This window comes from Microcoleus sp. B3-A4 (assembly GCF_036705385.1).
Taxonomy (GTDB): domain Bacteria; phylum Cyanobacteriota; class Cyanobacteriia; order Cyanobacteriales; family Microcoleaceae; genus Microcoleus.
The window spans coordinates 45,122-70,165 of the sequence record NZ_JAUBUI010000023.1; the positions used below are offsets into that span (position 1 = coordinate 45,122).

Consider the following 25,044-nt stretch of genomic DNA (forward strand, 5'->3'; position numbering starts at 1 on the left):
CTATAATATAACTCAACACTCAACCGTCAACACTCAAGCATTAAACCAAGAGGAAGAATTATGGCAGAATACCGCCAAATAGAATACCGCATCGGCAAAGACGGCAAAATTACCGAAACCGTCCTCAACGCCACCGGTTCTAGTTGCACCGAAACCACCGCCGGAATTGAAAAAGCCCTCGGAAAAGTAGAATCTCAAGACTTGCTGCCAGAATACTATCAAGGCGAAGAAAACTTGACCGTTGAACAAACGCAGACTTTAAAACAAGTTTAGAAGAGTTAAAGATGTTTGAGATCCTCGGTGCAACAGTTGATGTAACAACAGTGCCTGCCTTCAGCTTCGCGCTAGCTATCGGGGGCATTTTTCTAATTTTAGTCTACCTTTATGCTGCATCTGAGGCGGGAGATGCGATCGAGTTTAAGTACGATACAATTCTGCGGGAACGCATGAATCAGCTAGACATTCTCGATTGGCAAGATTTAGGCGAAAAAGCAGGCTTAAGTCGCTACGGGGTGCGTTTAGTGCGGCAGGGAGACGTGGGAAAACTCACGGTAAACCAACTGAGGCGGCTGGCAACAGTGCTGAATTTGAATTTTCAAGAGTTCGATCGCACTTTGAGCGCGCTGCCCACATCGGCTACAATCACAACTAATCCCAGCGAAATAGAAGAATTGAGGCAGCAGTGTTTCCGGCTGCGATCAGAATTACAGCAGCAAAAAGCTCAATTAACTGCCGATTTTCGCCGCGCTACCTTTGAACAGTTGCAAACTTTGTTAACCAACTATCCCGCCGCCCGCAAAATGGCAGAAGCTAAGCCGGATATGCCCGCCAAAAATCTCTCAGCTTTGTTTACTCCCTTAGAAAACCTGTTATCAAGCTGGGATTTTCAAACAATCGGTTCTGCGTGGGAACAAACTGCTTACAATCCGCAGTTGCACCAGCCGGATGTTGAGGATATAAGAGAAGGAGAATTAGTTTATATTCGATTTGTAGGCTATCGGGAGGGAGAGCGAATTCTTACTCCTGCTAAAGTTAGTCGCACCCTTCCAGCGGGAATGAAAAATTAAATTTTAAATTTTAAATCAACATGACTATAGTTGCCATTGACTTCGGCACCAGCAACACGGTTGTCTGCATTCTAAACCCGGATACGCAAACACCAGAAACTTTGAGATTGGGCGAGATGTCCCGCATTTTTAAAACGAAGGATTTGAGCGGAGATGTTCGAGAAATATCTGTAGTGCCGACTTTAGTTTTTGTGAACAAGGCGGGAGAGTTGGTGTTGGGAGAAAAAGTGCGATCACAGCGTTTGGGACAATCCCAGCCCGACCGTTTTTTCAAAGCTTTTAAACGCAATTTAGCTGCTGACTTTCAACCGCCACCCCGCAATATCGAGGGCGAAACCTACACAGCCGAAGCAGTAGCAGAAAAGTTTATCAAAACTATTTGGAAACAATTATATTTAGAAAATATACAGCCAGAAAAAATAATTTTTACAGTACCCGTTGGAGCATTTGAGCGATATCTAGATTGGTTTCGCGACTTAGGAGAAAGTTTGGGAGTTGCGGAAATTCAGGTAATAGATGAATCCACAGCCGCCGCCCTGGGATATGCAGTAAAACGCCCCGGATCTCTAGTTTTAGTAGTTGATTTTGGCGGCGGAACTTTAGATTTAAGTTTAGTTCGTACTGCTGTAACCTCCCCCTTACCCCCCCTTACCAAGGGCGGGAGAAATCTCCCTCCCCCCCTTGACAAGGGGGAGCTGGGGGGAGTCCGTGCCGAAGTGTTGGCAAAATCTGATGCTTATGTAGGCGGCGAAGATATTGACATCTGGATTGTCGAAGATTATTTGCGGCAAATTGGTTCGTCGCGGGCAGAAGTCGGCCCAGTTGGCTGGCAAAATTTATTAGAAATAGCGGAAAAATTAAAAATTCAACTTTCTCAAGTTAATGAGGCTAAGGAAAGTTGGTTTGACGATGAAAATTTTATGTCTTACGAGTTGCAGCTAAACCGAGACAAGCTTGAGGAAATTCTGGAATCTAGGCAGTTGTTAGAACAGTTGCGGGAAAGTTTAGATGAAGTGCTGAGTATTGCACTGGGAAAAGGTATCGGCAAAGCAGATATAGAAGAGGTTTTGCTGGTAGGAGGAACTTCTCTAATTCCGGCTGTATCTAATTTAGTGGTTTCGTATTTTGGGCGGCAAAAAGTCCAAAGAGACAAGCCGTTTGAAGCGGTGGCACACGGTGCTTTAGCGTTGACACAATTAGCGAGTGTTGACGATTATTTGCGCCACAGCTATGCAATTCGCCTCTGGGAACCTTATGCTAAAGCTTATGCTTATTCGCCGATATTTAGCAAGGAAATGAAGTATCCCTGTCAAAGTTCCGAAGAGTTGACGCTGCAAGTGGCAATTGAAGGGCAAAGGGAAATTCGGTTAGATATTGGGGAAGTTGCGGAGGTATCGCAAGCAGAGGTTATTTTTAACGAAAAAGGGCAAATGACGAGCAGCTTGCTCAACAAAAAAACGGATTTTCGGTCTCTGGAAAGCCATCACCAGCAGGTTTGCGTAGCGCATTTGAATCCGCCCGGGGTATTGGGAATTGACAGGGTTTCGGTGAGTTTTGAGGTGGATGAGAGGCGGGTTTTGTTGGCGACGGTGCGGGATTTGGTGACTGGTAAGGTGTTGGTGGAAAAAGGGGCGATCGCCAAACTGCAATAATGGTAAAATTTTTAGATAACATTCGGATATTGACATAGATACTACACAAACTCTCGTCCGAATGGTGCGCGGACGGAAGAATATTTATTTAAATCAAATTTATGCCGCCATGAAAAAGCAACAAAATAAATTCAGCCACCTGACGGCCATCGAAAGAATTTCTTTGTCATTTCCGGCAAGATTTTTATTAGATAAAAACTTGCTGCAAGGCAAAGTTTTAGATTTTGGGTGCGGCTTCGGCAGCGATGTTAGATTGTTGCAGCAAAAAGGCTTAGATATTGCGGGTTATGACCCTTATTATTTCCCACAATTTCCCGAAGATAAATTCGACACAATCATTTGTTTTTATGTTTTGAATGTTTTGTTTCCTGAAGAACAAGCTAATGTCCTGATGGAAGTGTCGCACCTGTTGAAACCGGGAGGAAATGCGTATTTTGCGGTGAGAAGGGATATCAAAAAAGAAGGCTTTCGAGAACATTATGTCCACAAAAAGCCTACATATCAGTGCATTGTCCAACTTCCATTTAAGCCAGTTCACCTAGATGAGTATTGCGAAATTTACAAATACGTGCATTACAACCATCAAAGAAATTCTACTAATAACTGCATATTCTGCAATCCGTATAAAAACCTAATTTTGCTAACTGAATCAGCAACCGCTTATGCGATGTTTGACGGTTATCCCGCCAGCAAAGGTCATGTTTTAATCATCCCCAAGCGTCACGTCGCCAATTATTTTGAACTGCCGTTTCGGGAGCAATCGGCTTGCTGGTTTATGGCTAATAAGGTGCAAGAAATGTTAAGTAAAGAGTTTCAGCCAGACGGTTTTAATGTGGGAATCAATATTAATAAACAGGCTGGTCAAAGTCGCAGTCACGCGGCTATTCATGTTATCCCCCGTTACAAGGGCGATGCGGCTGGGAATAAAGGCGGAATTAGGTATGTGATTCCGAAGAGTGAAAAATAAAAGTTAGCCTATTGTGAAAAGAATTCTTTTTTACCGCAGAGGCGCAGAGAACACAGAGGAATAGAGAAGAGAGGAATTCATAATTTTTGTAAGGATTGTTATACTTGAGCAAAGGGCGAGCAAAATAGAGTTAAAATGTGTTTGCAAGGTCTAAAACTACACATTAGCAGCAATTTGGTGTTCTGTTTATGTCTAAGCGCAAAAAGCAAGAATGGCTTAAGGAAACTCTAGAGCTCAAAGAAGACCACAATTGGAAGTCAAAGCCTGGAAATCGAATTTTTGTAGCAGGAAGAGGTGCAGTCCGCTTTGATGTCCCGGAAGATTGGCATTTTGAACCGGATACTAATTCGTTCCGGTTTACGGATAAAAAGCCGCCGGATGATGATTGTCGTTTGGAGGTTTCGTTTAATTTGCTACCACCTGGTAACTGGGGAGATTTTCCGTTGGTGCCGCTATTACAGAAGGTAGTTGAAGATGATACGCGAAATCCGATCGCTTTTGGGGAAATTATCCAATTGAAGCGGCAAACTGCCCGCGTTGTTTGGACTGAATTTAAGTTTATCGACCCTCCAGAGCAGCGGGAAGCTTATTCGCGAATCTGTATTGGATTGGGTTCTAATGTTCAGTGTTTGATTACTTTTGATTACTGGGTTGACGATGCAGAGCGTTTGACTCCTGTCTGGGATACGGTGATGGATTCGTTAGTTCTGGGTTTGTTTATTAGCGACCCTCGAACGGGGTTCGCACGTCCAGACTAGACCGATTTTCTGGGAAACTTTCAACAACTAATTTTGCTAAGTGTTGGATTCGCAAGCCATCGGTCAGTAAATTTAGAACCTACATTAAACTTTACAACCGCTTTGCCATGTAAATATCTGGCTTGCCAATTCCGTTCGCGTCGGGCATCACTCCCACGATCGCAAAACCCATTTTTTGATAAAATTCGTAGGGATGACCGCGCAAGTTTCTAATTTTGGCGACGTGTTCCCAAACGTTAGGATAAAGATCGATGCCTGAAAGAGTTGTTTGATTGTCTTCGTCGTCGGTGCCCACCCACAGCACGAGCCCTCCCCGGTTTTTAGCTTCGGTTGCTAAATCAGCTACGAGCGATCGACCAATTCCTTGTCCGCGAAATTCTGTTCCCACTACCAGCGGGTGAAGTTCCCAAACATTACCGTCATACTGTTTAATCCCGCCAATCCATCCCAAAACTTGATTGCTGTCGCCGACAGCAATTCGACTGATGCGATCGGCTCCGAAAGATTCTTGCACTTCTTGCAAAGCAGATTTTAGATCGGGCCAAGCATCGGGCCAATGCTCTTTAAAACCTTCAACTATTAATCTAGCTACCTGTTGAATTTTTGGCTCGTCGCCAGCACGCAAATCTGTAATTTGTACGTTCATGAATTTACAGACTAAATCAAGGATTACGGACTAATACGCTCACACACCGGATTTTATAACCGGGGTAAACGGCAAAAACTAAATATTATTAATAGTCTTCAGGCTCCTTATGTTCCCAAAGGGAAAAGTTATTATTGGAAAGTTGCGATCGCCAATTCCCCGCAAAATACTAACACAAGTGCCCTACAATTATCCCACCATCTGGCATCAACCAACCTGCTAACCCCATGCTTTGCGATTACCTGGTACAAATCCTCACCGCCCGCGTCTACGATGTTGCTCAAGAAACAGCCCTAGAAGTAGCCCCGAATCTATCAGCACGGCTCAACAATAAACTTTTGCTGAAGCGAGAGGATATGCAGTCGGTGTTTTCCTTCAAGCTGCGGGGTGCGTACAACAAAATGGCGCAACTGTCGCCGGATTTGCTAGCACAAGGTGTGATTGCAGCTTCCGCCGGCAACCACGCCCAAGGAGTTGCCCTCGCCGCCCGCCACCTGGGAACTCGCGCGATCATAGTCATGCCCGTAACGACGCCGCAGGTGAAGGTAAATGCGGTGATAGCCCGTGGTGGAGAGGTAGTTTTGCATGGGGATGCTTACGATGATGCTTACGCTTTTGCGCGTCAATTAGAGGCGGAAAAAGGTATGACTTTTATTCACCCTTTTGATGACCCCTACGTAATTGCTGGACAGGGTACGATCGGCATGGAAATTCTGCGGCAACATCAAAAACCAATTCACGCGATTTTTGTGGCAATTGGCGGCGGCGGATTGATTTCGGGAATTGCGGCCTATGTCAAGCGGTTGCGGCCGGAAATTAAGATTATTGGCGTCGAACCCATCGATTCCGATGCAATGAATCAATCGCTGAAAGCGGGTAAACGGGTGCGTTTGTCGCAGGTGGGTTTATTTGCTGACGGCGTTGCTGTGCGGGAAGTGGGGGAGGAAACTTTTCGGCTGTGTCAGGAGTATGTGGATGAGATTATTTTGGTGGATACGGATGATGTTTGCGCGGCGATTAAGGATGTTTTTGAAGATACGCGATCGATCTTAGAACCTGCTGGCGCTTTGGCGATCGCAGGTGCGAAAGCTTACGTGGAACGGGAACAAATCGCAGGAGAAACATTAATTGCTGTAGCTTGCGGCGCGAACATGAATTTCGATCGGCTGCGTTTTGTAGCAGAAAGAGCCGAGTTTGGTGAACGCCGCGAAGCCATTTTTGCAGTCACCATTCCCGAACAACCGGGAAGTCTCCGCAGGTTTTGCGAATGTCTGGGCAAACGCAATTTAACTGAATTTAGCTATCGAATTGCGGATGAGAAAGAGGCACATATTTTTATCGGTGTACAAATTCAAAACCGTGCCGATGCGGTGAAGATAGCTGCAAGTTTTGAAGATTGTGGCTTCAACACTTTGGATTTAACTGATGATGAATTAACGAAATTGCACGTGCGGCATATGGTGGGCGGGCGTTCAATGCTGGCACATCACGAATTGTTTTATCGCTTTGAATTTCCCGAACGTCCGGGTGCGTTGATGAAGTTTGTGAGTTCGATGAGTCCTAACTGGAATATCAGCGTTTTTCACTATCGGAATAACGGCGCAGATTACGGGCGAATTGTGGTGGGAATTCAGGTACCGCCGGATGAGATGAAAGAGTGGCAGGCTTTTTTGGATACGCTGGGCTATCAGTATGGAGATGAGAGTCAGAATCCGGCGTATAAGTTGTTTTTGAGGTAGGTTTTGGGGTAGGTTTTGGGGTGGGTTTTTGGGGAAAGGGCGATCGGGCTTTTAGTGCGGCCAAGCTAAATTAAACGGTTGCAACTCATCATAAAGGGAGATACTGAATTTGTCCTGCCAATTCTCCCTCAAGACTGCACTCCAGAAGGATTAGAATATCCTCAATAACTCGACCAATGGGTGCATCGAAGGTAATTTCAAAAACTCCTGGCATTGACTTACCTGCCGCCATACGTTCATAGGCATAGCGGGTAATCGTAGCAACATCATGGGTTAGTAATATCCGATCTTCTTCGGCAGCCCATTCCAGAACTATTGGATCGCCTTCACCGGATAAGCCAACGTCTTGGACGCGAATAATATCTATGTCAGGTTTCCGACGTATCAAACCTCTAACAATGGTATTATCAAAGTTTTCGTCAGCCAAAAACTTCATGCTGATTTCTCTGCCTTGCGGGCCAGCAATCTGTCACGCAATCCCTGCGGATCAAACCTTGCCTCATTCATTTTGCGAATCTCTTGTGCTTGTTGCTGTCTTTGCTGCAAATACGTTTCGACTTCCTGCTGATGATTGAGGTAAAAACCGATGGTGGCATACACGTCAGCTAATCTCAACGACGGATAACGATAAACGATTTCCTCTGCGGTTGTTCCCTGCTTAAACACTGCAATCACGGTATCTAAAGTCACGCGAGTGTTACCGACTCGCACTACACCGTCAGCATTGGTCTTTAGGGGGGCTGGTTCAGCTACAACTGCTAATGTCATGGCAACCTTAACGCTTACTGTCTGAATTATATCAGAAAGGCGATATGACTTTCAGGGAAAATGTCAGTTAGAGGGGTAATATCGCCAGCAGCGATTTCTTGACGTACCATCTCGCTAGACTATCCCACTGAGCATCTGTGTAGCTTCAAATTCAGCTTTCCATGCTCGTTCATCTTCTAATTCGGTAAGGAGGCGAACCGCGATCGCATCTTGTTCGTCTGCTGATAAAGTTTTCAATTGGGCGATCGCGCGATCGAGCAATTCAATCATAATTGATAAATTACGGCAGTTTGGTTTGAGCGAAAAACGAATTGCAGAAGCGCTAGATATACCTTTAGAGCAGGTTAAGCAGGTGGACTTGGATTCTCCAAAATCTCGGGGATAAAAGTTTTGCCGTCAATCGGTGAAGTATGTTCGGAAACAGCAACAGCAGCATCTATCTTAACTCGTACAAAATCGCTCCTCTCGCGATCGCCCTTATCGTATTCATCCAACAATCGCAAAGGAACTTCCAGCACTTCTTGAGCCGATCGCTATTGGTCAGTTTGTAGCTTAGTTTGGAGGAATTGCTCTTGTGCAGCTTCTGGAGTGCTGCGGAGATCCGCTTTTTTGCCGTTTCGCTCATGTTAAACGTGCCTTCGTGGGAAGCCCGCGCTGCTACAATTAGCGGTTGTCCATCCTTCAGCACCGCGCGAAAGTAGCGCTGCACTGGCTGGGGTAAATCGGCAATTTCCCGCGCATCAAATGTGAGAGGTTTAATGGGTAAGTGTGCAGCTTCCAGATTTGCTCGCAGTTCCTGGGTACCCAGATCCCAGCGGTATGCTCCAAGGGCGATCGCGCTAACAATGCCAACTACAAGCGCGAGGATAATTAGTACGATCGCCGATCGCCACATGGTGATTCCTCTTGATACCTAAAAACGAGTTAATCAAGCGCGAATCTTAAACCCATCTACCCACTACAACTCTCAGCGTTCCATCTGCCAAAGTTTCCTCTTCTTCAACATGAAAACCCTCTGACTGCACCGCCGCCATCAAAGTTTTCCGCGCGTATTTTTGACTAATTGAATTGACAAGATCCTTCTGATTAATTCGAGCGCCCCAAAAATCCGCTACCAATTCGTAATCCTCTCCGTTGCGGCGAAAACCCAAATCGTAACCATTGGATTGCCGAATCACGTACTCCGCATTAGTTTTGTCACCCTGATAACCCCGTACCTGCACATTGGACTCTACTTGATAACCCAACTCTTCCAACACTTGATGCAGCAGTTCGCCGTTCTTGATCTGAACCTTGATAGTTGTGAAGTGTGACATATCACTTTCGGATTTTTGTGTAAAACGCTGATTTGATTATAATAGCATAAACAGCAACAGTCAATAAGTTAGGAATTGTGATCTTAAACCCGGTTTTAGCGCCCCCGAAAGCAGCCAGGTTACAAGCCCCCGGATTCATCTGTGCAGAAATTAAAAACATAGTAGCCGATAACAATTCCCCAGATTCATCCGTGAGTTCGCTTTCTTCAATCCTCCAATTCTTCAAATCTAAAATCTAAAATCTAGAATCTAAAATCGTATGATGGCCGACAATTCTAACCAACCCAGAGAATATGATGCCGTCCTCGGCGGTCATAGTCAAATCCCGATCGCCGGCGCTGTTTTGGGAGGCATTGCCGGGGTCAAGCAGCGCTTCAACAGTCCTAGTATCGAGGCTCGGATTGCCGCTGTTAAAGATGCTCCTAAATACGGAGGCGCTGGTTTAAATTTAGCAATTGAGGCGCTGCTTGACCCCGCAGCAGAAGTGCAGCGAGTTGCTTATTTAATTTTGCGATCGAGGACAGAACCTCTAGTGCGCCAAGCTTTAAAAGACTTCGTGCCTTACAAGCTTTTTGACTGCATTCGCACGGTCAAAACTGGGACAAATGTTGCGATTAGTCCCGGAGGTGATCGCACGGCGAGTTTACACGGCAAAATAATTAGAATTTGCGATGTAGATACAGGAGAAATACTCTATACTCTTGAGAAGTATCCCCGCGCTCAAGAAACTTTTGTCCTTTGCCAAGAAAGTGAAGTGTTTGTGAGGAGCAGAAATACTCCGAAACATCGTGCGATCGAAATTTGGCATGAAGGAGAATTGCGGCATACTTCTCTCGGACATGAAGGGGAAATTACCGCAATTGTCATCAGTCCCGACAGTCAAGTTATCGCCAGCGGTTCGGCAGATACGACTATCAAAATATGGAATTTAGAGACTGGAAAGTTAATGTGTACTTTTGGTAGTCTTTTAACTTGGGGAGCTCATAAAGCAGGAATTGTTAGTCTGGCTTTTAGCCCGATCGCACAAACTCTCGCTAGCAGCAGTTCTGACGGTACAATTAAACTGTGGAATCTCCGCAGCAGAGAGTGCTCTCAAACAATTAAAGGTTATGCGAATTGTCTGGCTATGAGTCCAGACGGCCAGACTTTGGCTACTGGCGGCTGGGACAGAAACATTCAACTGCGGCAGCTATCGAATCCAGATAGTTCAATCACTTTGGCAGGGCATTTTAACTCGATAAATGCGATCGCCTTTAGTCCCGACGGACTGACTGTTGTCAGTGCTAGTGCCGATGGTAATATCAAATTTTGGAATGCCAGTACGGGCGAAAATTTTTACACTCTCAGCGGACATCAAAGCTCTGTTACTTGTCTTACTTTTAGCAGCGATGGTGAAACTATTATCAGTGGCAGTATAGACAAAACTGTCAAAACTTGGGGAGTTAATTGAAGGAAGTTCGGCAACGGATTCTGTAACGGATGTAGCGGATGGAAGAAATAGGGAATAGAGAATAGGGAATAGGGAATAGGGCAGAAGGCGGAAGGCAGAAAGAAGAGGGAATCGACCTCATGATTTTCACCAATTAAGTACCTCCTAACCATTCAGGCGCTGCCTATATTTCAATTTTCCCGATTCCCTCTTCCTCGGTGCGTGAATCTACGCAAAACCATATAATAAATTTACAATCTCAGTTCTTGTGCAAGCCGAAGATTGCGGAACTTCTTTTTGCAATACTACAAATAGTTACCGTAAAAATACCGACGGGCAGGCATTATTCAGGTTATTATCAATTTGTGAACTGTGGTCAGAAAGCCTGAGCAAGGGGCTATTTCGGAATCCTTTAAAGTAGCTTTAATATATGGCATCTTGGTCGGATGAGTATTCCTGCTAATTGTAATATTTGACTTAAAAAGTTTATGCTTAAAAGATAGGCTGGGGTTAAATATACAGTGCGCCCTAGAGTAACCATGTCACACTGCAACCAATCTATCTGTCGTTCCCGCAATCTCGCAGAAATGTGCGATACTGCTGCCAGTTGGCAGCAAAAAGCCGATCGACTAACGGTAGAATTAAACACCACCCAGGATCTGCTTCACGCAGAAATCGATCGGCTCAAACAAGCCAACGAAACCCTTCACGCCGCTGTCAGTTGTGCCCCAATTTTCCTGTGGGCAACCGACAGAGAAGGCAAGTTAACCCTTGCAACAGGGAAAGGATTAGAAAATTTGGGACTCAAACCAGGTGCAACTGTCGGGCTATCGATTTTTGAAGTTTACAGCAGCCAGCCAGATATCTTAGAAAAGATTGCCGAGGTATTAGCAGGAAACGATCGTACTTGGAACGTCCGAGAGAGGCATTTTATCCACGAAATTCGATCGGCAGCGCTGCGAGATGGAAACGGCGAAGTGGTTGGGGCAGTGGGTGTTTCTACAGAAATTACCGAGCGCGAGCAGTCGATCGCAACTCTGGAAACGGCAAATCAAGAATTAGAAGAGAGACTTCAGCAGCAGACGGCAGTCTTCAACGCAGCACTTGCCGAAAGCGAAAAAAAGTACCGCAACCTCCTCGAAACTTCCGAAGAATTGATTTGGTCGATCGATATTGAAGGTTTCTTGACTTTTGTCAATTCCGCCGCCAAACGCATCTACGGTTACGAACCGCCAGAAATGATCGGACGCAGCTTCACCGATTTTTTAGTTCCCGACCAAAAAACTAGACCAATAGAAATATGTGCACAACTTTTAGCGAGAACTAAAATTCAGTCACAAATCGCTAATTCTCCTTACGAAACAGTACACATTCGCAAAGATGGTACTCCCGTCCACCTGCGCGTCAACAGCATCGTCAACCAAGCGGAAAACGGCGCTATTTTAGGCTTGTGCGGAACGGCAACAGATATTAGCGATCGCAAGCGATCGGAAGAAGCACTCCAAGAAGCTACAGACCAACTTCGGGCCGTGTTGGATGCCGTGCCCGGACTGATTTCTTGGATCAGTTCAGATTTGCGGTATATTGGAGTCAACCAGCACTTAGCAACCTCGTTCAACCTGTCTCCTGAAACCTTTGTAGGTCAAGAAATTAACTTTCTCGACAAAGGTTCGACTTTTGGAGAACTGATCCGAATTTTTTTTAACAGTTCATCTCAGCAAACCTGGCAAGAAATAGAAATAGAAATTAACGGTTACGTCCGCAACTATTTGATAGTAGCTCAGAAATATCATCAGGGAAATGCAGCAGTTTCAGTAGGGATAGACATTACCGACCGCAAACGCGCCGAAGCTCAAAAAACCCAATTAATCGCTTCTTTGCAAGAGTCGGAACGCAAATTTCGCAGCCTTTACGAAGCCACCAGCGACGCAGTAATGCTACTGGAAGAAGACGAAGTTTTTGACTGCAACCACGCCACCCTAACCCTATTTGGGTGCAGTAATAAAGAACAGTTTTACGGTAAAAAATTAAGCCAATTTTCGCCGCAATTTCAGCCGAGTGGACAAGACTCATCCAGTCTAGTAGCACAGAGAATATCGACAGCAATGAAAACAGGTAGCTGTCGCTTTGACTGGTTACACAAACGGTTAGACGGTTCAGAATTTCCCGCTGAGGTGCTGTTAAATGCAATGGAAATTAACGGGAAAAAAGTAATTCAAGCAGTAGTGCGGGACATTACAGATCGCAAGCGCGACGAGGATGGCATCAAAGCATCCCTTGCAGAAAAAGAAGTTCTACTCAAAGAAATTCACCACCGCGTCAAAAACAACCTCCAAGTTATTTCCAGTTTGCTCAAACTTCAGTCCCGCTACATCCAAGACAGCCGCGTTAGCGAAATGTTAAAAGAAAGCCAAAACCGAGTCAGCTCAATGGCTCTGGTTCACGAACAATTGTATCAATCCAAAGACTTGTCAAAAATTGACTTTGCTGAATATATCCAAAATCTCGCAAACAATTTATTCCAAGCTTATGAAATTCATGCAGAATGCGTTAATTTAGAAACAAATATTATGCCGTGTTTTCTCAATATTGATACGGCAGTTCCTTGCGGCTTAATTATTAACGAACTCGTGACAAATGCCCTTAAATATGCTTTTAAAGGACAAATAAAAGGTAAAATCAACATAGATTTTTCTTTAAATAAAAACCGATTTTGCGTCCTAAGCGTGAGCGACAGCGGAATTGGTTTCCCTCAAGACTTAGATTATCGAAAAGCCCGAACTTTGGGTTTGCGACTGGTCGGGTCTTTAGTCAAGCAGATCCGGGGCAAAATAGAACTGTTAGACACTGCTGGTACGACTTTTAAAATAACCTTTCCCCAACCCAAATACACTCATAGGAGAGAATTTAGTGTCTAACAAAAAAATTCTGATAGTTGAAGACGAGAGCATCGTTGCGGAAGACATTTCCGACAGCTTAATCTCTCTAGGATATAGAATAACTGGTATGGTCTATTCGGGAGAAGAAGCGATTGAATCGGCAGCCAAATTCCGACCAGATTTAGTTTTGATGGATGTTAACTTGCAAGGAGAAATAGACGGTATTACGGCAGCAGAAGAAATTCGTTCGCGATTTCAAATTCCAGTAGTTTATCTGACAGCTTATGCCGATGAAAATACTTTGCGACGAGTCAATAGTACAAAACCCTTCGGCTATATTGTCAAGCCATTTGAAGAAAAAAACTTGCACACCACTATTCAACTAGCACTCTACCGACATCAGTATGACAGCTTGACCAATCTGCCGAATCGTTCATTGTTGCGAGAAAAGTTAAGCCGAATATTAGATGGTCAAAAAGAATTTTTAGGAGTCGTTCCGCTTGTCACGGTTAGCTTAGATAAAATCAACCGCATTAACAGTACCTTGGGGCACGATATCGGCGACTCTGTGCTTTGTACCATCGCCCAGCGGCTAAGTAACTGCATGGAAAACATTGATATTGTTGCTCGCTTGGAAGCAGCCGAATTTGCGCTGATTCTCAAACCAGTTGAAGAAAAACAGGATGTGGCTAACATTGCTCAAAACATTTTAGATATTGTATCCCAAGGCATGATTGTCAAAAATTGCGAAGTGTATGTCACTGCTAGTATGGGGATCTGCTTGTATCCAGGGGACGGCATCGACGGAGATGAAATGCTGAAAAATGCTTATATAGCAATGTATCAATCTCAGCTAGAAGGCGGTAATAATTATCATTTTTACACGGAAAAAAATGCAAGTTATTTCATCAATACACTTCTTCAAGAAACTTCCCTGCGCCATGCTTTAAAAAGTTCAGAATTTGAAGTATACTATCAGCCGCAAATTGAAATTAAAACAGGTAAAATGATTGGTGCTGAAGCTTTGGTGCGGTGGAATCATCCAAAACGGGGGCGAGTTTCCCCGGGGGAATTTATTCCAATGGCTGAAGAAATGGGCTTGATTGCACCGTTGGGCGAATGGGTATTAGAGACTGCTTGCAGGCAAGCTCAAACATGGCAAAGAGCAGGTTTGCCGCCCCTGCGAGTGGCAGTTAACGTGTCAGCCCGTCAATTCGAGCGCCAAAATTTCACGGAAAGAGTCAGGGAGATATTAACAGAAACTGGTCTCGATCCCAAGTATTTGGAATTAGAACTGACGGAAAGTCTGGTTTTGCAAGACGAAATTGCAGCAGCTAAAGCTTTTACGGTGTGGAGGGATCTGGGGATTAGGATAGCAATTGATGATTTTGGGACGGGATATTCTTCTTTGAGTTATCCAAAACGCTTTCCATTTGATGCGATAAAAATTGACAAGAGTTTTATTCGGGATATTGCAGACGATCGCCAAAATGCAGCGATTACAGTAGCTATTATTCAAATGGCACACTCCATGAACATGAGGGTGGTTGCTGAGGGGGTAGAAAATGAGCAGGAACTAGATTTTTTGTGCGATCGCGAGTGCGACGAAATTCAAGGTTATTTTTTCAGCCAGCCTTTGCCAAGGGCTGAGTTTGAAGCGCTGCTGAAAAGCGATAAGTGCTGGGAGTTATGCTGCAGGAAGAAGGAAGCAGCAACTTTAAACTCAGGTTTCAGCAAACAAGAAACTCCTAATCGTCTTGGCAGTTGCTATAAAATAGGATAATGGGTAATGGGTAATGGGTAATTTTCCCTAATTACTGATGACTAATGATTAATTCAAAAGATCTGCTCGCCCAACCAACCGTCCCAGCCACAGCCCGAAACCGGAAGTAGCCACCAACAGGATAAACGTATAAAGCCCGCTGCCGTTGTTGCTCAACCTTTCTGCAGCGACCATCCGCGCCACAACTCCAGCAATAATGCCGATCGCAGCCCAAGCCCCATAAACAGTCTTAGACCCGGCGATAGCGAAAGCTTGGACGATCACCCCCGAACCCGCCCCAGCCCACACCCCAGCCCACGCCCCAATCCCCAGCCCGATCGCACCTCCGAGCCCGACGGGACCGCCAGAATTCCCACCTACTTCCGCCGCCAGCCCGCACGTCAAGCCGACAATCGCCCAACACACGGCCGCCGCCAGCACCTTAACCCAATTCCCAGAATCTGTTCCCGCCATCAATCCCACCACTGTCACCACTCCCCCTACACCCAAAACAGCAGCCACAGCCCGCGACTCGGCCTCGGAACTGGCGATCGCTCCCAAACCAGCCCCAACGGCGCCCCAAGCAGCCCCTGTTTCCATTCCTCCCGCCTGAAAACCGGCGATCGACCCCCCCACCGCCCCACCTAAAACTAACGCTGCCAGCCACACTCTAGGCGTTGCCGAACCCTCCGCCAGCAAAATCGCGGCCCACAGCCAATCGGCACCACAAATTAAAGCCCACATCCACGGCCGGGCGACTGATTCCCTTGATTCCGTCAAAATCCAACCGGTCAAAGCGTAACTCGCCACGGCGATTGCCAGCGGCCACCAAGGGAAGCTTGAATAGTGTTGAGATGGCCGCACTTCCCTCGGCGCGCTTCGCGGTTTTGAGTATTGAGTTGAAAATTCTTTTTTCCTTTTCGAGGTAAGCTTTCGATAGTGTTGAGATGGCCGTGCTTCCCTCGTAACGCTTCGCCCTGGTTGCTTTCTGCCCCGCCACGCTTGACGGTTGTAAGTGGTAAATCGTTTCTTGCTTGAAGAGTTCTTTTGAGTTTGAAATTTTTTGGAGGCGGTTTTTGGGCGGGTTTGACTGCGCTGGGAACCAGGCCTAGCGGCTGATTTTCGAGAAGGCCTTCTCAGCGGCTTTTCCGGCGCAGGCGGCGGTGGCTGCGGAAACTGTTTTTCGATCGACCCCGATGATTCAGGCTGACTCAGAAACAACACCAACTGCTGGTAAGCTTCATTAATTTCTGTTAATCTTTGGTGAGCTTTTTGTTGCAGGCGCTCATTGTTGGCAAACCGATCGGGATGCCACACAAACGCTAAATCCCTGTAAGCGCGCTTAATTTCTTCTAAGGAAGCTCCAGGCTCAATTTCGAGGATTTCGTAGCATCGATTAATGTCAGCCATAGGCTTCGATCTGCAGGTGTTTGTAAATTCGCGTGAAGCGAAGCTATCCGGTAGGGAATCCCACTTAACATCTTCTACTATTCTCAGCCAAGCTGCACAGTAAGCCGAGACCCCCTCAACTGTCAACCGTTCTCAAGTCTCTCGGCCATCCTTCCGGTCGATCAATGCCGACTGACAACTGAGTACAATGAGAAAATCCTTTCGTGCGATCGGTAACTGTGTCTGTGTCGGCAAATCAAGCTCCCATCTTCATCTTAGTTGACGGTCACTCCCTGGCCTTTCGCTCCTACTTCGCCTTTGCCAAAAGTCGAGATGGGGGTTTGCGAACTACGACGGGCATTCCCACCAGCGTCTGTTTTGGCTTTCTCAAGTCGCTGCTGGAAGTAATGGCGGCCCACGACCCCCAGTACATGGCGATCGCCTTTGACCTCGCCACACCCACATTTCGCCACGAAGCAGACGACACGTACAAAGCGGGTCGAGCAGAAACACCGGAAGATTTTAAGCCGGATATCAAAAACCTGCAAGAATTGCTCACCTATTTGAATTTACCTGCAATAACTGCTCCGGGCTACGAGGCGGACGATGTTTTGGGAACTTTGGCAAACAAAGCCAGCGCGGCGGGTTATCAGGTCAAAATCCTCACGGGCGATCGAGATTTGTTTCAATTAGTAGAAACCGAAAAACAAATCAGCGTATTATATTTGAGTACCGATGAGCTCAGGCGATCGGGCAAAGGTAAATCCCAAGAATACGGCCCGGAAGAAGTCAAAGCCAAACTCGGTATTTTGCCCCAACAAGTAATAGATTACAAAGCTTTGTGCGGCGACAAATCCGACAACATCCCCGGAGTCAAGGGCATCGGCGACAAAACCGCCCTGCAATTGCTGGAAGCTTACAATTCCCTCGACGGCATTTATGCAGCCATCGACGAGATTAAAGGAGCAACTAAGAAAAAGCTAGAAGAAGGCAAAGAAGCTGCTTATCATTCTCAACGCATGGCGACAATAATCCAAGACGTGCCCTTGGAAGTAGACTTAGAAAATTGCCAGCTCAAAGGTTTTGATGAAGCAGCCTTGATCCCGATGCTAGAAAAATTAGAATTTAAGACATTTTTAAGCAAAGTTAAACAAATTCAAAAGCGTTTTGGTGGTGTAGAAGAACCATTGGCAAAAGGCGAACCCGATGCCCATCCCACAATCAATTCAATGGACAGTGGAACAGGCATCTTGCCTGTTTCTGCGGGCGAACCCGATGCCCACCCCCCAATAGATAAGTCACCTGCAACTTCTGAAAGTTCAGAAGACGATGCGTTGTGGTTTTTTAGTCCCGCAGAAACTCTAGCCGCCCAGCAGGAAAACAAACTGCCAATTAAACCCAGAATTATTCAAACAACCGAACAGTTAAACGAATTAGTCCAACTGCTGCAAACCTTCACCGACAAAGCCTCACCCGTGGCGTGGGATACCGAAACCACCGCCATCGAACCGCGAGACGCCGAATTAGTCGGAATTGGCTGCTGTTGGGGAACAGGCGAAGAGGATGTTGCTTACATTCCCACGGGACATAAAACGGGCAAAAACTTGGATAAAGCCACAGTTTTAAATGCTTTGCGTCCGATTTTGGAAAGCGAGAATTATCCCAAGGCGCTGCAAAATGCTAAGTTCGATCGATCGATCCTGCGCTGTCAGGGAATCAAACTAGCCGGAGTCGTCTTCGACACCATGCTAGCCAGTTACGTACTCAATCCCGAAACCAGCCACAGCCTCAGCGAATTGTCAAGGCACTACTTAAAAATTGTTGCCAAAAGTTACAATGAATTAGTGCCGAAAAACAAAACAATTGCTGACATTAGCATTCGAGAAGTAGCAGACTACTGCGGCATGGATGTTCACACCACATTTCAGTTAGTAGGTAAACTGAGAACTGAATTAGATAAAGCTGACGAACATAACTTTCCCGATAAATCTTTGCACAAGTTGCTGCTGGAAGTAGAACAGCCCCTAGAACCAGTTTTAGCTGAAATGGAATTCTGCGGAATTCGCATTGATTCAGCTTACCTGCAAGAACTATCGCAACAGCTAGAAAAGAGCTTAAAAGAAATTGAAGAAAAGACTTATCAAGCAGCGGGGAGAAAGTTTAATTTAGGTTCCCCAAAACAACTCAGCGAGATATTGTTAGAAAAAATCCCGGATGAGTTTCAGAAAAAGTCTCGCAAAACTAAGACTGGATACTCTACAGACGCCGCTGTTTTGGATAAATTGCAAGGAGATCACCCGATTGTAGACGATTTATTAGAACACCGAACATTATCCAAGTTGAAATCAACTTATGTCGATGCTTTGCCGCAGTTAGTGCGTGCAGAAACCGGGCGAGTGCATACAGATTTCAACCAAACTGCAACTGGTACGGGAAGGCTTTCTTCTTCCAATCCAAATTTACAAAATATTCCCATCCGTACCGAGTTCTCACGGCAAATTCGCAAAGCTTTTTTACCAGAAGAAGGTTGGCTGATGGTGTCGGCTGACTATTCTCAAATTGAACTGCGAATTTTGGCTCACTTGAGTCAAGAACCTGTGTTAATTGAAGCTTATCAAAATAACCGAGATGTGCATACCGTAACGGCTCAACTGCTGTTTGAAAAAGAGGAAGTAACCCCAGACGAAAGACGGTTTGGCAAAACGATTAATTTTGGGGTAATTTACGGTATGGGGGCGATTAAGTTTGGTCGTTCGATGGGCAAAACTTCAGCAGACGGTAAAAAATTTATTGAACGATTTAACCAGCGTTACAGTAAAGTTTTTGAATATTTGGAGAAAGTAAAAAAAGAGGCGATCGCCCTCGGATACGTTACCACAATTCTAGGCCGCCGCCGCTATTTAAAATTCGAGAGCGAAAGCCTCCTCGACTTAAAAGGCCGCAATCCCCAAGACATTCACTCCGATAGACTTAAATCTGTCAGCAGAGATGACGCCCAATCTTTGCGGGCCGCAGCCAACGCTCCCATTCAAGGCTCTAGTGCTGATATCATTAAACTTGCCATGATTGAGGTACACAAAATTTTGCAAAACTATCAGGCGCGGCTGCTGCTGCAAGTTCACGATGAATTAATCTTTGAAGTACCTCCCGATGAATGGGAAGAATTGCAACCGAAAATTAGAACTGCGATGGAAAATGCTCTGCCACTTAGCGTACCGCTGATAGTTGACATCCACGCTGGGCAAAATTGGATGGAAACTAAATAAAACAGAGAAATATGACCAAAACAAAAATCCCCTTTTTCCCAAAAATAAAAACCTTAAGTGCAGTTGCTCTGCTATTGCTACTATTTGGGTGCCCCCAAAAGTTAGCGCCCAACAACTATGCTGTCAAGCGAGTCAGCGACGGCGACACCCTTGTCGCCAGTGATGCCGCCGGGAAAGATATAAAAGTGCGTTTTGCCTGTGTAGATGCACCGGAAGTCGCGCACACAAATGCTGAGAAAAATAGCAAAGCATCAGCACTAAAAAATCAATTTAAGTGGGGCAATTTAGCGCACCAAAGAATGCAGCAGCTAGTCAAAAAAGGGGGCGGTCGCGTTGTTTTGACCGTCACCGATACTGACCGCTACGGCCGCAAAGTTAGCGAAGTTCGTTTGCCAAACGGCACATTTGCCCAAGAAGTTTTGACCCGCGAAGGATTAGCAATGGTTTACCGTCCTTACTTGAAAAACTGTCCCAGTGCTAGTGTTCTGGAACAAGCGGAAGCCGAAGCTAAGAAAAATCGCCGCGGCGTTTGGGGAGATTCCAAGTTTGTTCCTGCGTGGAAATTTCGGAAGAGTGATAAATGATCGGAATAAGGAAGTTAGGCAATGGATTGTAGAAGGGATTTAACGGAGGGATTTTGAGTAGCGACACGGCATTGCCGTGTCCTTACGGTTAGCTTTGACTTTTAATAATTGGTATAAGATTGAGGATGGTAGCAAGACTTTTTTAAATTTGTATTATGTTGTTGACAGAGAATCTGGGAACCTGTATCAGAGATTTACAGTCTTGGACAGATTCAGGTCTTGTTAAACCCGGTCTCTACTATAAATCGTAGGTTGAGCTGCGAGGCATCCGCCCAGAAACTGGGTTTCTAGATACTGATGGCGATCGTCCTAATTTAGCTTTCTTCGCCGGAAGCCCCTCGCTATATTTGTACTCAAATTGGCGTCGGGATAAATAGGCGGATTGACCTAGGTACGAAGTCAATCAATAGATGTATTGGATAGACGATCACTCCACTCTTCTACCATCTGAGTGATAGTTTTTTCTCTAGCGCTAGCTACAGCCATAAGTTTATTAATCCTTTTCTCCGATTGTGGAATATGAAGGTTTTTGTTTTTCATGTTGTGTTGTCAATGCGAACACAATAATGCTAACATAGGACTCAAGGAGGGCAACCATGAGAACCGCTTACCAATACCGATTACGTCCAACAAAACAGCAAGTCATTGAAATTGACAAGTGGTTGTCAATGTTGTGCGCTCAGTACAATTACTTGTTGGCTGATAGAGGTAATTGGTTTGAGCAAAACCGTTCTCCTGTTAACGCTTGCCCTTTGGTTTGCCATCTACCAGAACTGCGCGAAAACCCAGACTATTACTCTCAAAAAAAGACGCTACCACACCTAAAAAAAACCCATCCTTGGTACAGCGAGATTTATTCTCAAGTCCTCCAAGATGTAGTCAAGCGAGTCAAAGTAACGTTTGACAGATTTCTCAAGGGTGATAGCAACGGGAAACGAAGTGGTAAGCCTCGGTTTAAAGCGCGTAATCGTTATCGCACTTTCACCTATCCTCAGATAAAAGAAGGATGTTTGCAAGGTAATCACATTGCCTTGCCGATGTTCGGAAAAGTTAAGGTTGTCTTGCATCGTCCTATTCCTGGCGGATTCAAAATTAAAACTGCATCTGTCACTAAGAAAGCTGATGGTTACTATTTGACTATTTCCTTAGAAGACAAAACCGTTCCTGAAATTAAACCAGACTTTAATCCGGATAAAATCACCGGAATTGATGTTGGTTTAAATGAGTTCTTGACAACTTCCGACGGTGAGACGGTTTCTATTCCTCAGCACTACCGGAAATCTCAAAAGCGCTTGCGGGTTCTTCAAAAACGAGTATCGCGTCGTAAAAAGGGACGCAACCGTAGACAGAAAGCCGTCAAACAACTTGGGAAGCAACACAAGAAAGTTGCAGACAAGCGAAAAGATTTCCATTTCAATACCGCTAATCATTTGCTGTCGAAATATGACGTAATGGCTCATGAAGATTTAAACGTAAAAGGACTTGCTCGTACAAGGTTGGCTAAATCTGTGTTGGATGCTGGGTGGTCAAGCTTCCTGTTGATACTGACAAACAAAGCCGTAAATGCTGGTTTGCTAGTAGTTCCAGTAAGTGCCCATAACACCTCACAAGATTGCTCCACCTGTGGTGAGAAAGTACCTAAAAAACTGCATATTCGTTGGCATGACTGTCCTCACTGTGGGTGCAGTCTCGACCGCGACCATAATGCAGCAATCAACATCAGAAGCAGGGCTGAGGGTCATCCAGTCCTTAAAGCGCAACGCCTCCTAAGCAATAGCCGGATTGGTTGCGAAGCCCGTGCCTTATCTGTACTCAGATAGGCGTCGGGAGTATGTCACTACAATACAATCAGGACGAGGTTCTGCTCCTACGGTGTGCAATCTGTGGAGTTTCGGCGATAGCTGACGCCAGATTCATCTCAAACCAGACATGAGTTCGATCGCACTTTTCTCCGACCTGTTTTTTCGGAAAAGTCAACAAATGTGATAGGCTCCAGATAAACTAATAGATTGCTGACAAAAGCGGTCTATTGCAATCACCCAAAATTAACTTTAAGGGACATCAATGAATTTCAAACATCTGGTTATTTCCGGTCTTGCGCTGATCCTCGGTACTGCAATTGTAGGAAATGCGATTGCTCAAGAACTGACCGACAACCAAAAAACGGTTATTTGTCGCTTGAAAACAGAAGTTGACCAGCGGAAAGGCAACGGTCAAAAATTAGTATTTGTGCCGTTGCTGGGCCAGGTTCGCAAGCAAGTTTCATCTCCTTTTAGAGCGACGTTGCATCCTAATGTGGAGTATGTTTTTGTTGGCACTTGCGACGGAAATTGCCAGGATTTAAACCTAGCTCTCAAAGATGCAAGCGGTCAGGAAATCGCTGTCAGTCAAAAAACAGGCGAACTGGCGTCAATCTCTTTTACTCCCCCATCCCAAGGCGAATATCAAATCAGTGCTAAACCTGGCGAATGCACGACTGCAGAGGGTTGCAGTTACGGCCTAGGAATCTTCGTTCCTGCCTCGGCCAACGTACCTAATGCTTCAAGAATTCCTGCGGAAATAGCACAATTTCGACTTTGCCAGTAGGGGAACAGCGAGAGAGTTGTGGGTTGCGAGTAGAGTAGAGTTTTCAATCAGAAATCTAACTCATAACTTGCAACTTATAACTCGCGACTTATATCGCAACCACGCCCGACGGTGAGTACGTTCTTAATGACTGAAACCATGTCTTTGACTGCTTCTTCCTTCTTGCTTTTTTTACTTGGAGCGACTTGCCCGCTCGTATCGCCGAAGGGAAGGGAGCCGAAGGCCGTCGAAGAGCCTTATTTTTTCTGCTATAACTTGTTACGCATAACTCCTCCAAAGTGTCAAGCCGATCGAGCTGTGGAACCCTGCAAAGACCCCACAACTGCCGAAACCTGACTTGAAGCCAGAACTTTATTTACCCTCAGGCAGGCATCAATTAGAATATAGATGGTGCCTCTCAAAGGTGACGAGTACATTGCCCATGTCTTTAACCTTAGCTTTGAAAAATCAACTGCAGAACCGTCCTCAAATAGGCGTCAAAAGTCTGTTGGGCCGCTTAGGTATCAGGCAGAAAATCGGCTGCGGATACGCCTTGGTCCTTGGTATTGCCGTTTTGGGTGCTGTGGCGGGACGGGGAGTAGAATCCTATCACAAACAGCAAGTTAGAGAAAAACTAGCGATCGACCGAGATAAAGCGGAAATCCTGACAAACCTCAATAACACGGTGCAGGAAGTCAGAATTCAGCAGCAAGAGCTGGCGAGTCTGACGGCCAAACCGCAAATTTTCGATCGCCAACGCTCGGAATTCCTGACTCGCGTTGCTCAGATGAGCGGCATCCTCGAACAACTGCAAACCCCGTCGCAGACGAAGAATCCCGAGATTGCCAAAGACTACCAACAGCTTCAACAGTTCGCTCAAGTCAACGGCAAAACCGTAGAATCATACTTTCAACAAGTACAAAAATTGTTGGCTACTGCGAAATTATCTGCTTTGAATCCGAAGCAGCAGCAGGCATTGGGGCAGAACTTGAACAATTTTGTGGCGGGCGAAACTGCTTTGAAACTCAAAGAGTTTTCCGAGGATTCAGCCAAACTGGCCGGCAACTTTCGCGAGAAAGCAGATGAGGCATTTAGAACCTACCAGGAAGCAGAAAAACTTGGAACTCTGATTCTGGTTTGCTCTCTAGCTGTATCCGCCGGTATCGCAGCCCTACTTGCAGCATACACTAGCCGGGCGATCGCCCGCCCCTTAGAAGCCACCACCCTCATCGCCCAGCGAGTTACCGAAGAATCAAACTTTGATTTGCAAGTACCCGTCACTACTTCCGACGAGGTGGGAATGCTGGCAGTGTCTCTCAACGAACTCATTCAGCGGGTAGCAGAATATACAGAAGACTTGCACGAAGCAAAAGTAGCAGCCGAAGCTGCCAACCGCTCGAAAAGTGCATTTCTCGCCAACATGAGCCACGAACTCCGCACTCCCCTCAATGCCATCATCAACTACAGCGAAATGCTGCAAGAAGATGCTCAAGATTCCGGTTCCGAAGATTTTCTCCCCGACTTAGAAAAAATTCAAACCGCAGGCAAACACCTGCTGGATATGATTAGCGACATCCTCGACATTTCTAAAATAGAAGCAGGTCACGTCACCCTTTATTTAGAAAACTTCGACGTGGCGACCATGATTGAAGAAGTGATGACTACGGCTCAACCGCTAGTAGAGAAAAAAGGCAATGCTTTAGCCCTGAAAACCAAAGGTGAACTCGGCACAATGTACGCCGACCAACCGAAAGTGCGGCAAATTCTTCTCAATTTGCTCAGCAATGCTGCCAAATTTACCGAAAAAGGCGTCATTACTATCGGCGTCGAAAGAATTATAATTGAAAAATCCCGACCTGCGAAACAAAATAAAAATAATGATTTTTACTCAGGTTCAAACTACAGTTCTCAAGTGTTAATTTTTAGAGTCAGCGACACCGGCATTGGGATGACCAACGAGCAATTAGAGCAGATATTTAAACCTTTTATTCAAGCTGATGCCTCGACTACCCGCAAGTACGGAGGCACGGGTTTGGGATTGACAATTAGCCAGCGTTTGTGTCAAATTCTCGGCGGCGAAATTAGCGTTGAAAGCGAAGACGGTAAAGGTTCAACTTTTATTGTCAGTCTCCCGGAACGGGTGGTAATGCAGGCATGAAGTCAGGCAAAATATGGATTTTGACACGGATACACGGATTAATTATTGAGCATTAGTCAATAGTCAGGAGGCAGACGTTAAAGGACAAAGAAAGAGCCA

21 protein-coding genes are annotated in these 25,044 nt (G+C 45.6%); 14 read left to right on the top strand and 7 right to left on the bottom strand.

Features of this window, described 5'->3' with window-relative positions; genetic code table 11:
* Positions 1-60 precede the first annotated feature (60 nt).
* The 5 genes from QUB33_RS12185 to QUB33_RS12205 all read left to right on the top strand — a co-directional run bounded on the left by QUB33_RS12185 (position 61) and on the right by QUB33_RS12205 (position 4,444).
* Positions 61-273, top strand: coding sequence for a DUF2997 domain-containing protein (locus tag QUB33_RS12185; protein WP_190662874.1), 213 nt, complete (start codon positions 61-63; stop codon positions 271-273).
* Positions 274-284: 11 nt separating this feature from the next.
* A complete protein-coding gene (locus QUB33_RS12190) occupies positions 285-1,067 on the top strand; it encodes an XRE family transcriptional regulator (protein WP_333350686.1) in 783 nt (260 codons plus the stop codon).
* A gap of 20 nt (positions 1,068-1,087) precedes the next feature.
* Positions 1,088-2,719, top strand: a complete 1,632-nt coding sequence (locus QUB33_RS12195; protein WP_333350688.1) for an Hsp70 family protein — start codon at positions 1,088-1,090, stop codon at positions 2,717-2,719.
* A gap of 109 nt (positions 2,720-2,828) precedes the next feature.
* Positions 2,829-3,686 carry a bifunctional class I SAM-dependent methyltransferase/HIT family protein gene (locus tag QUB33_RS12200; RefSeq protein ID WP_333350690.1) on the top strand — a complete coding sequence of 286 codons (858 nt, stop codon included), beginning with the start codon at positions 2,829-2,831 and terminating at the stop codon, positions 3,684-3,686.
* A 188-nt stretch (positions 3,687-3,874) separates the two neighbouring features.
* Positions 3,875-4,444, top strand: coding sequence for a hypothetical protein (locus tag QUB33_RS12205; RefSeq protein ID WP_333350692.1), 570 nt, complete (start codon positions 3,875-3,877; stop codon positions 4,442-4,444).
* A 91-nt stretch (positions 4,445-4,535) separates the two neighbouring features.
* Here the strand turns inward: QUB33_RS12205 and QUB33_RS12210 are convergent, their stop codons facing one another.
* On the bottom strand, positions 4,536-5,090 hold the full coding sequence (locus tag QUB33_RS12210) for a GNAT family N-acetyltransferase (protein ID WP_333350694.1): 555 nt from the start codon (positions 5,088-5,090) through the stop codon (positions 4,536-4,538).
* 206 nt (positions 5,091-5,296) lie between these two features.
* On the opposite strand from QUB33_RS12210, the gene ilvA reads away from it, so the two are divergent.
* Positions 5,297-6,829 (top strand): threonine ammonia-lyase, biosynthetic, encoded by a 1,533-nt coding sequence (ilvA, locus tag QUB33_RS12215; protein WP_333350741.1) that lies wholly within the window; start codon positions 5,297-5,299, stop codon positions 6,827-6,829.
* Positions 6,830-6,917: 88 nt separating this feature from the next.
* Here ilvA and QUB33_RS12220 read toward each other — a convergent pair whose 3' ends face one another.
* From QUB33_RS12220 to QUB33_RS12240, 5 genes are all read right to left on the bottom strand, one after another.
* Positions 6,918-7,265 carry a DUF5615 family PIN-like protein gene (locus tag QUB33_RS12220; RefSeq protein ID WP_333350696.1) on the bottom strand — a complete coding sequence of 116 codons (348 nt, stop codon included), beginning with the start codon at positions 7,263-7,265 and terminating at the stop codon, positions 6,918-6,920.
* Positions 7,262-7,597 (bottom strand): DUF433 domain-containing protein, encoded by a 336-nt coding sequence (locus QUB33_RS12225; protein ID WP_333350698.1) that lies wholly within the window; start codon positions 7,595-7,597, stop codon positions 7,262-7,264. The genes QUB33_RS12220 and QUB33_RS12225 overlap by 4 nt, the downstream gene beginning before the upstream one ends.
* Positions 7,598-7,711: 114 nt before the next feature.
* Positions 7,712-7,867: a hypothetical protein gene (locus tag QUB33_RS12230; protein WP_333350700.1), complete on the bottom strand. Its 156-nt coding sequence runs from the start codon at positions 7,865-7,867 to the stop codon at positions 7,712-7,714.
* A gap of 166 nt (positions 7,868-8,033) precedes the next feature.
* Positions 8,034-8,492 carry a DUF6544 family protein gene (locus QUB33_RS12235; RefSeq protein ID WP_333350702.1) on the bottom strand — a complete coding sequence of 153 codons (459 nt, stop codon included), beginning with the start codon at positions 8,490-8,492 and terminating at the stop codon, positions 8,034-8,036.
* 46 nt (positions 8,493-8,538) lie between these two features.
* Complete coding sequence (locus tag QUB33_RS12240) at positions 8,539-8,913, bottom strand: DUF1257 domain-containing protein (RefSeq protein WP_333350705.1); 375 nt, start codon at positions 8,911-8,913, stop codon at positions 8,539-8,541.
* Positions 8,914-9,172: 259 nt separating this feature from the next.
* Between QUB33_RS12240 and QUB33_RS12245 the strand changes: the two genes are divergently transcribed.
* The 3 genes from QUB33_RS12245 (at position 9,173) to QUB33_RS12255 (ending at position 15,004) form a co-directional block, all read left to right on the top strand.
* Entirely contained in the window at positions 9,173-10,363 is a 1,191-nt protein-coding gene (locus QUB33_RS12245) for a WD40 repeat domain-containing protein (RefSeq protein ID WP_333350707.1), read from the top strand.
* Between the two features lie 518 nt (positions 10,364-10,881).
* Positions 10,882-13,260 carry a PAS domain S-box protein gene (locus QUB33_RS12250; RefSeq protein ID WP_333350709.1) on the top strand — a complete coding sequence of 793 codons (2,379 nt, stop codon included), beginning with the start codon at positions 10,882-10,884 and terminating at the stop codon, positions 13,258-13,260.
* The gene (locus tag QUB33_RS12255; protein ID WP_333350711.1) at positions 13,253-15,004 is read left to right on the top strand and encodes an EAL domain-containing protein; all 1,752 of its coding nucleotides are present in this window, start codon (positions 13,253-13,255) and stop codon (positions 15,002-15,004) included. The genes QUB33_RS12250 and QUB33_RS12255 overlap by 8 nt, the downstream gene beginning before the upstream one ends.
* A 48-nt stretch (positions 15,005-15,052) precedes the next feature.
* On the opposite strand, the gene QUB33_RS12260 is transcribed toward QUB33_RS12255, so the two are convergent.
* Positions 15,053-16,393, bottom strand: a complete 1,341-nt coding sequence (locus QUB33_RS12260; protein ID WP_333350713.1) for a J domain-containing protein — start codon at positions 16,391-16,393, stop codon at positions 15,053-15,055.
* 203 nt (positions 16,394-16,596) lie between these two features.
* On the opposite strand from QUB33_RS12260, the gene polA reads away from it, so the two are divergent.
* The 5 genes from polA (at position 16,597) to QUB33_RS12285 (ending at position 24,945) form a co-directional block, all read left to right on the top strand.
* On the top strand, positions 16,597-19,638 hold the full coding sequence (polA, locus tag QUB33_RS12265; protein WP_333350715.1) for a DNA polymerase I: 3,042 nt from the start codon (positions 16,597-16,599) through the stop codon (positions 19,636-19,638).
* An 11-nt stretch (positions 19,639-19,649) separates the two neighbouring features.
* On the top strand, positions 19,650-20,222 hold the full coding sequence (locus tag QUB33_RS12270; protein WP_333350717.1) for a thermonuclease family protein: 573 nt from the start codon (positions 19,650-19,652) through the stop codon (positions 20,220-20,222).
* Positions 20,223-20,818: 596 nt separating this feature from the next.
* Positions 20,819-22,042, top strand: a complete 1,224-nt coding sequence (locus QUB33_RS12275; protein WP_333350719.1) for a transposase — start codon at positions 20,819-20,821, stop codon at positions 22,040-22,042.
* A gap of 244 nt (positions 22,043-22,286) precedes the next feature.
* On the top strand, positions 22,287-22,808 hold the full coding sequence (locus tag QUB33_RS12280; protein WP_333350721.1) for a hypothetical protein: 522 nt from the start codon (positions 22,287-22,289) through the stop codon (positions 22,806-22,808).
* A 421-nt stretch (positions 22,809-23,229) separates the two neighbouring features.
* Positions 23,230-24,945: an ATP-binding protein gene (locus tag QUB33_RS12285; protein ID WP_333350724.1), complete on the top strand. Its 1,716-nt coding sequence runs from the start codon at positions 23,230-23,232 to the stop codon at positions 24,943-24,945.
* The last annotated feature ends 99 nt before the right edge of the window (positions 24,946-25,044 follow it).

Excerpts from the sequence above, each read along its gene's own strand:
- QUB33_RS12185 (WP_190662874.1), top strand. The coding sequence starts at position 61 with ATGGCAGAATACCGCCAAATAGAATACCGCATCGGCAAAGACGGCAAA.
- QUB33_RS12190 (WP_333350686.1), top strand. The coding sequence starts at position 285 with ATGTTTGAGATCCTCGGTGCAACAGTTGATGTAACAACAGTGCCTGCC.
- QUB33_RS12195 (WP_333350688.1), top strand. The coding sequence starts at position 1,088 with ATGACTATAGTTGCCATTGACTTCGGCACCAGCAACACGGTTGTCTGC.
- QUB33_RS12200 (WP_333350690.1), top strand. The coding sequence starts at position 2,829 with ATGAAAAAGCAACAAAATAAATTCAGCCACCTGACGGCCATCGAAAGA.
- QUB33_RS12205 (WP_333350692.1), top strand. The coding sequence starts at position 3,875 with ATGTCTAAGCGCAAAAAGCAAGAATGGCTTAAGGAAACTCTAGAGCTC.
- QUB33_RS12210 (WP_333350694.1), bottom strand. The coding sequence starts at position 5,090 with ATGAACGTACAAATTACAGATTTGCGTGCTGGCGACGAGCCAAAAATT.
- QUB33_RS12220 (WP_333350696.1), bottom strand. The coding sequence starts at position 7,265 with ATGAAGTTTTTGGCTGACGAAAACTTTGATAATACCATTGTTAGAGGT.
- QUB33_RS12225 (WP_333350698.1), bottom strand. The coding sequence starts at position 7,597 with ATGACATTAGCAGTTGTAGCTGAACCAGCCCCCCTAAAGACCAATGCT.
- QUB33_RS12230 (WP_333350700.1), bottom strand. The coding sequence starts at position 7,867 with ATGATTGAATTGCTCGATCGCGCGATCGCCCAATTGAAAACTTTATCA.
- QUB33_RS12235 (WP_333350702.1), bottom strand. The coding sequence starts at position 8,492 with ATGTGGCGATCGGCGATCGTACTAATTATCCTCGCGCTTGTAGTTGGC.
- QUB33_RS12240 (WP_333350705.1), bottom strand. The coding sequence starts at position 8,913 with ATGTCACACTTCACAACTATCAAGGTTCAGATCAAGAACGGCGAACTG.
- QUB33_RS12245 (WP_333350707.1), top strand. The coding sequence starts at position 9,173 with ATGATGGCCGACAATTCTAACCAACCCAGAGAATATGATGCCGTCCTC.
- QUB33_RS12250 (WP_333350709.1), top strand. The coding sequence starts at position 10,882 with ATGTCACACTGCAACCAATCTATCTGTCGTTCCCGCAATCTCGCAGAA.
- QUB33_RS12260 (WP_333350713.1), bottom strand. The coding sequence starts at position 16,393 with ATGGCTGACATTAATCGATGCTACGAAATCCTCGAAATTGAGCCTGGA.
- QUB33_RS12270 (WP_333350717.1), top strand. The coding sequence starts at position 19,650 with ATGACCAAAACAAAAATCCCCTTTTTCCCAAAAATAAAAACCTTAAGT.
- QUB33_RS12275 (WP_333350719.1), top strand. The coding sequence starts at position 20,819 with ATGAGAACCGCTTACCAATACCGATTACGTCCAACAAAACAGCAAGTC.
- QUB33_RS12280 (WP_333350721.1), top strand. The coding sequence starts at position 22,287 with ATGAATTTCAAACATCTGGTTATTTCCGGTCTTGCGCTGATCCTCGGT.
- QUB33_RS12285 (WP_333350724.1), top strand. The coding sequence starts at position 23,230 with ATGTCTTTAACCTTAGCTTTGAAAAATCAACTGCAGAACCGTCCTCAA.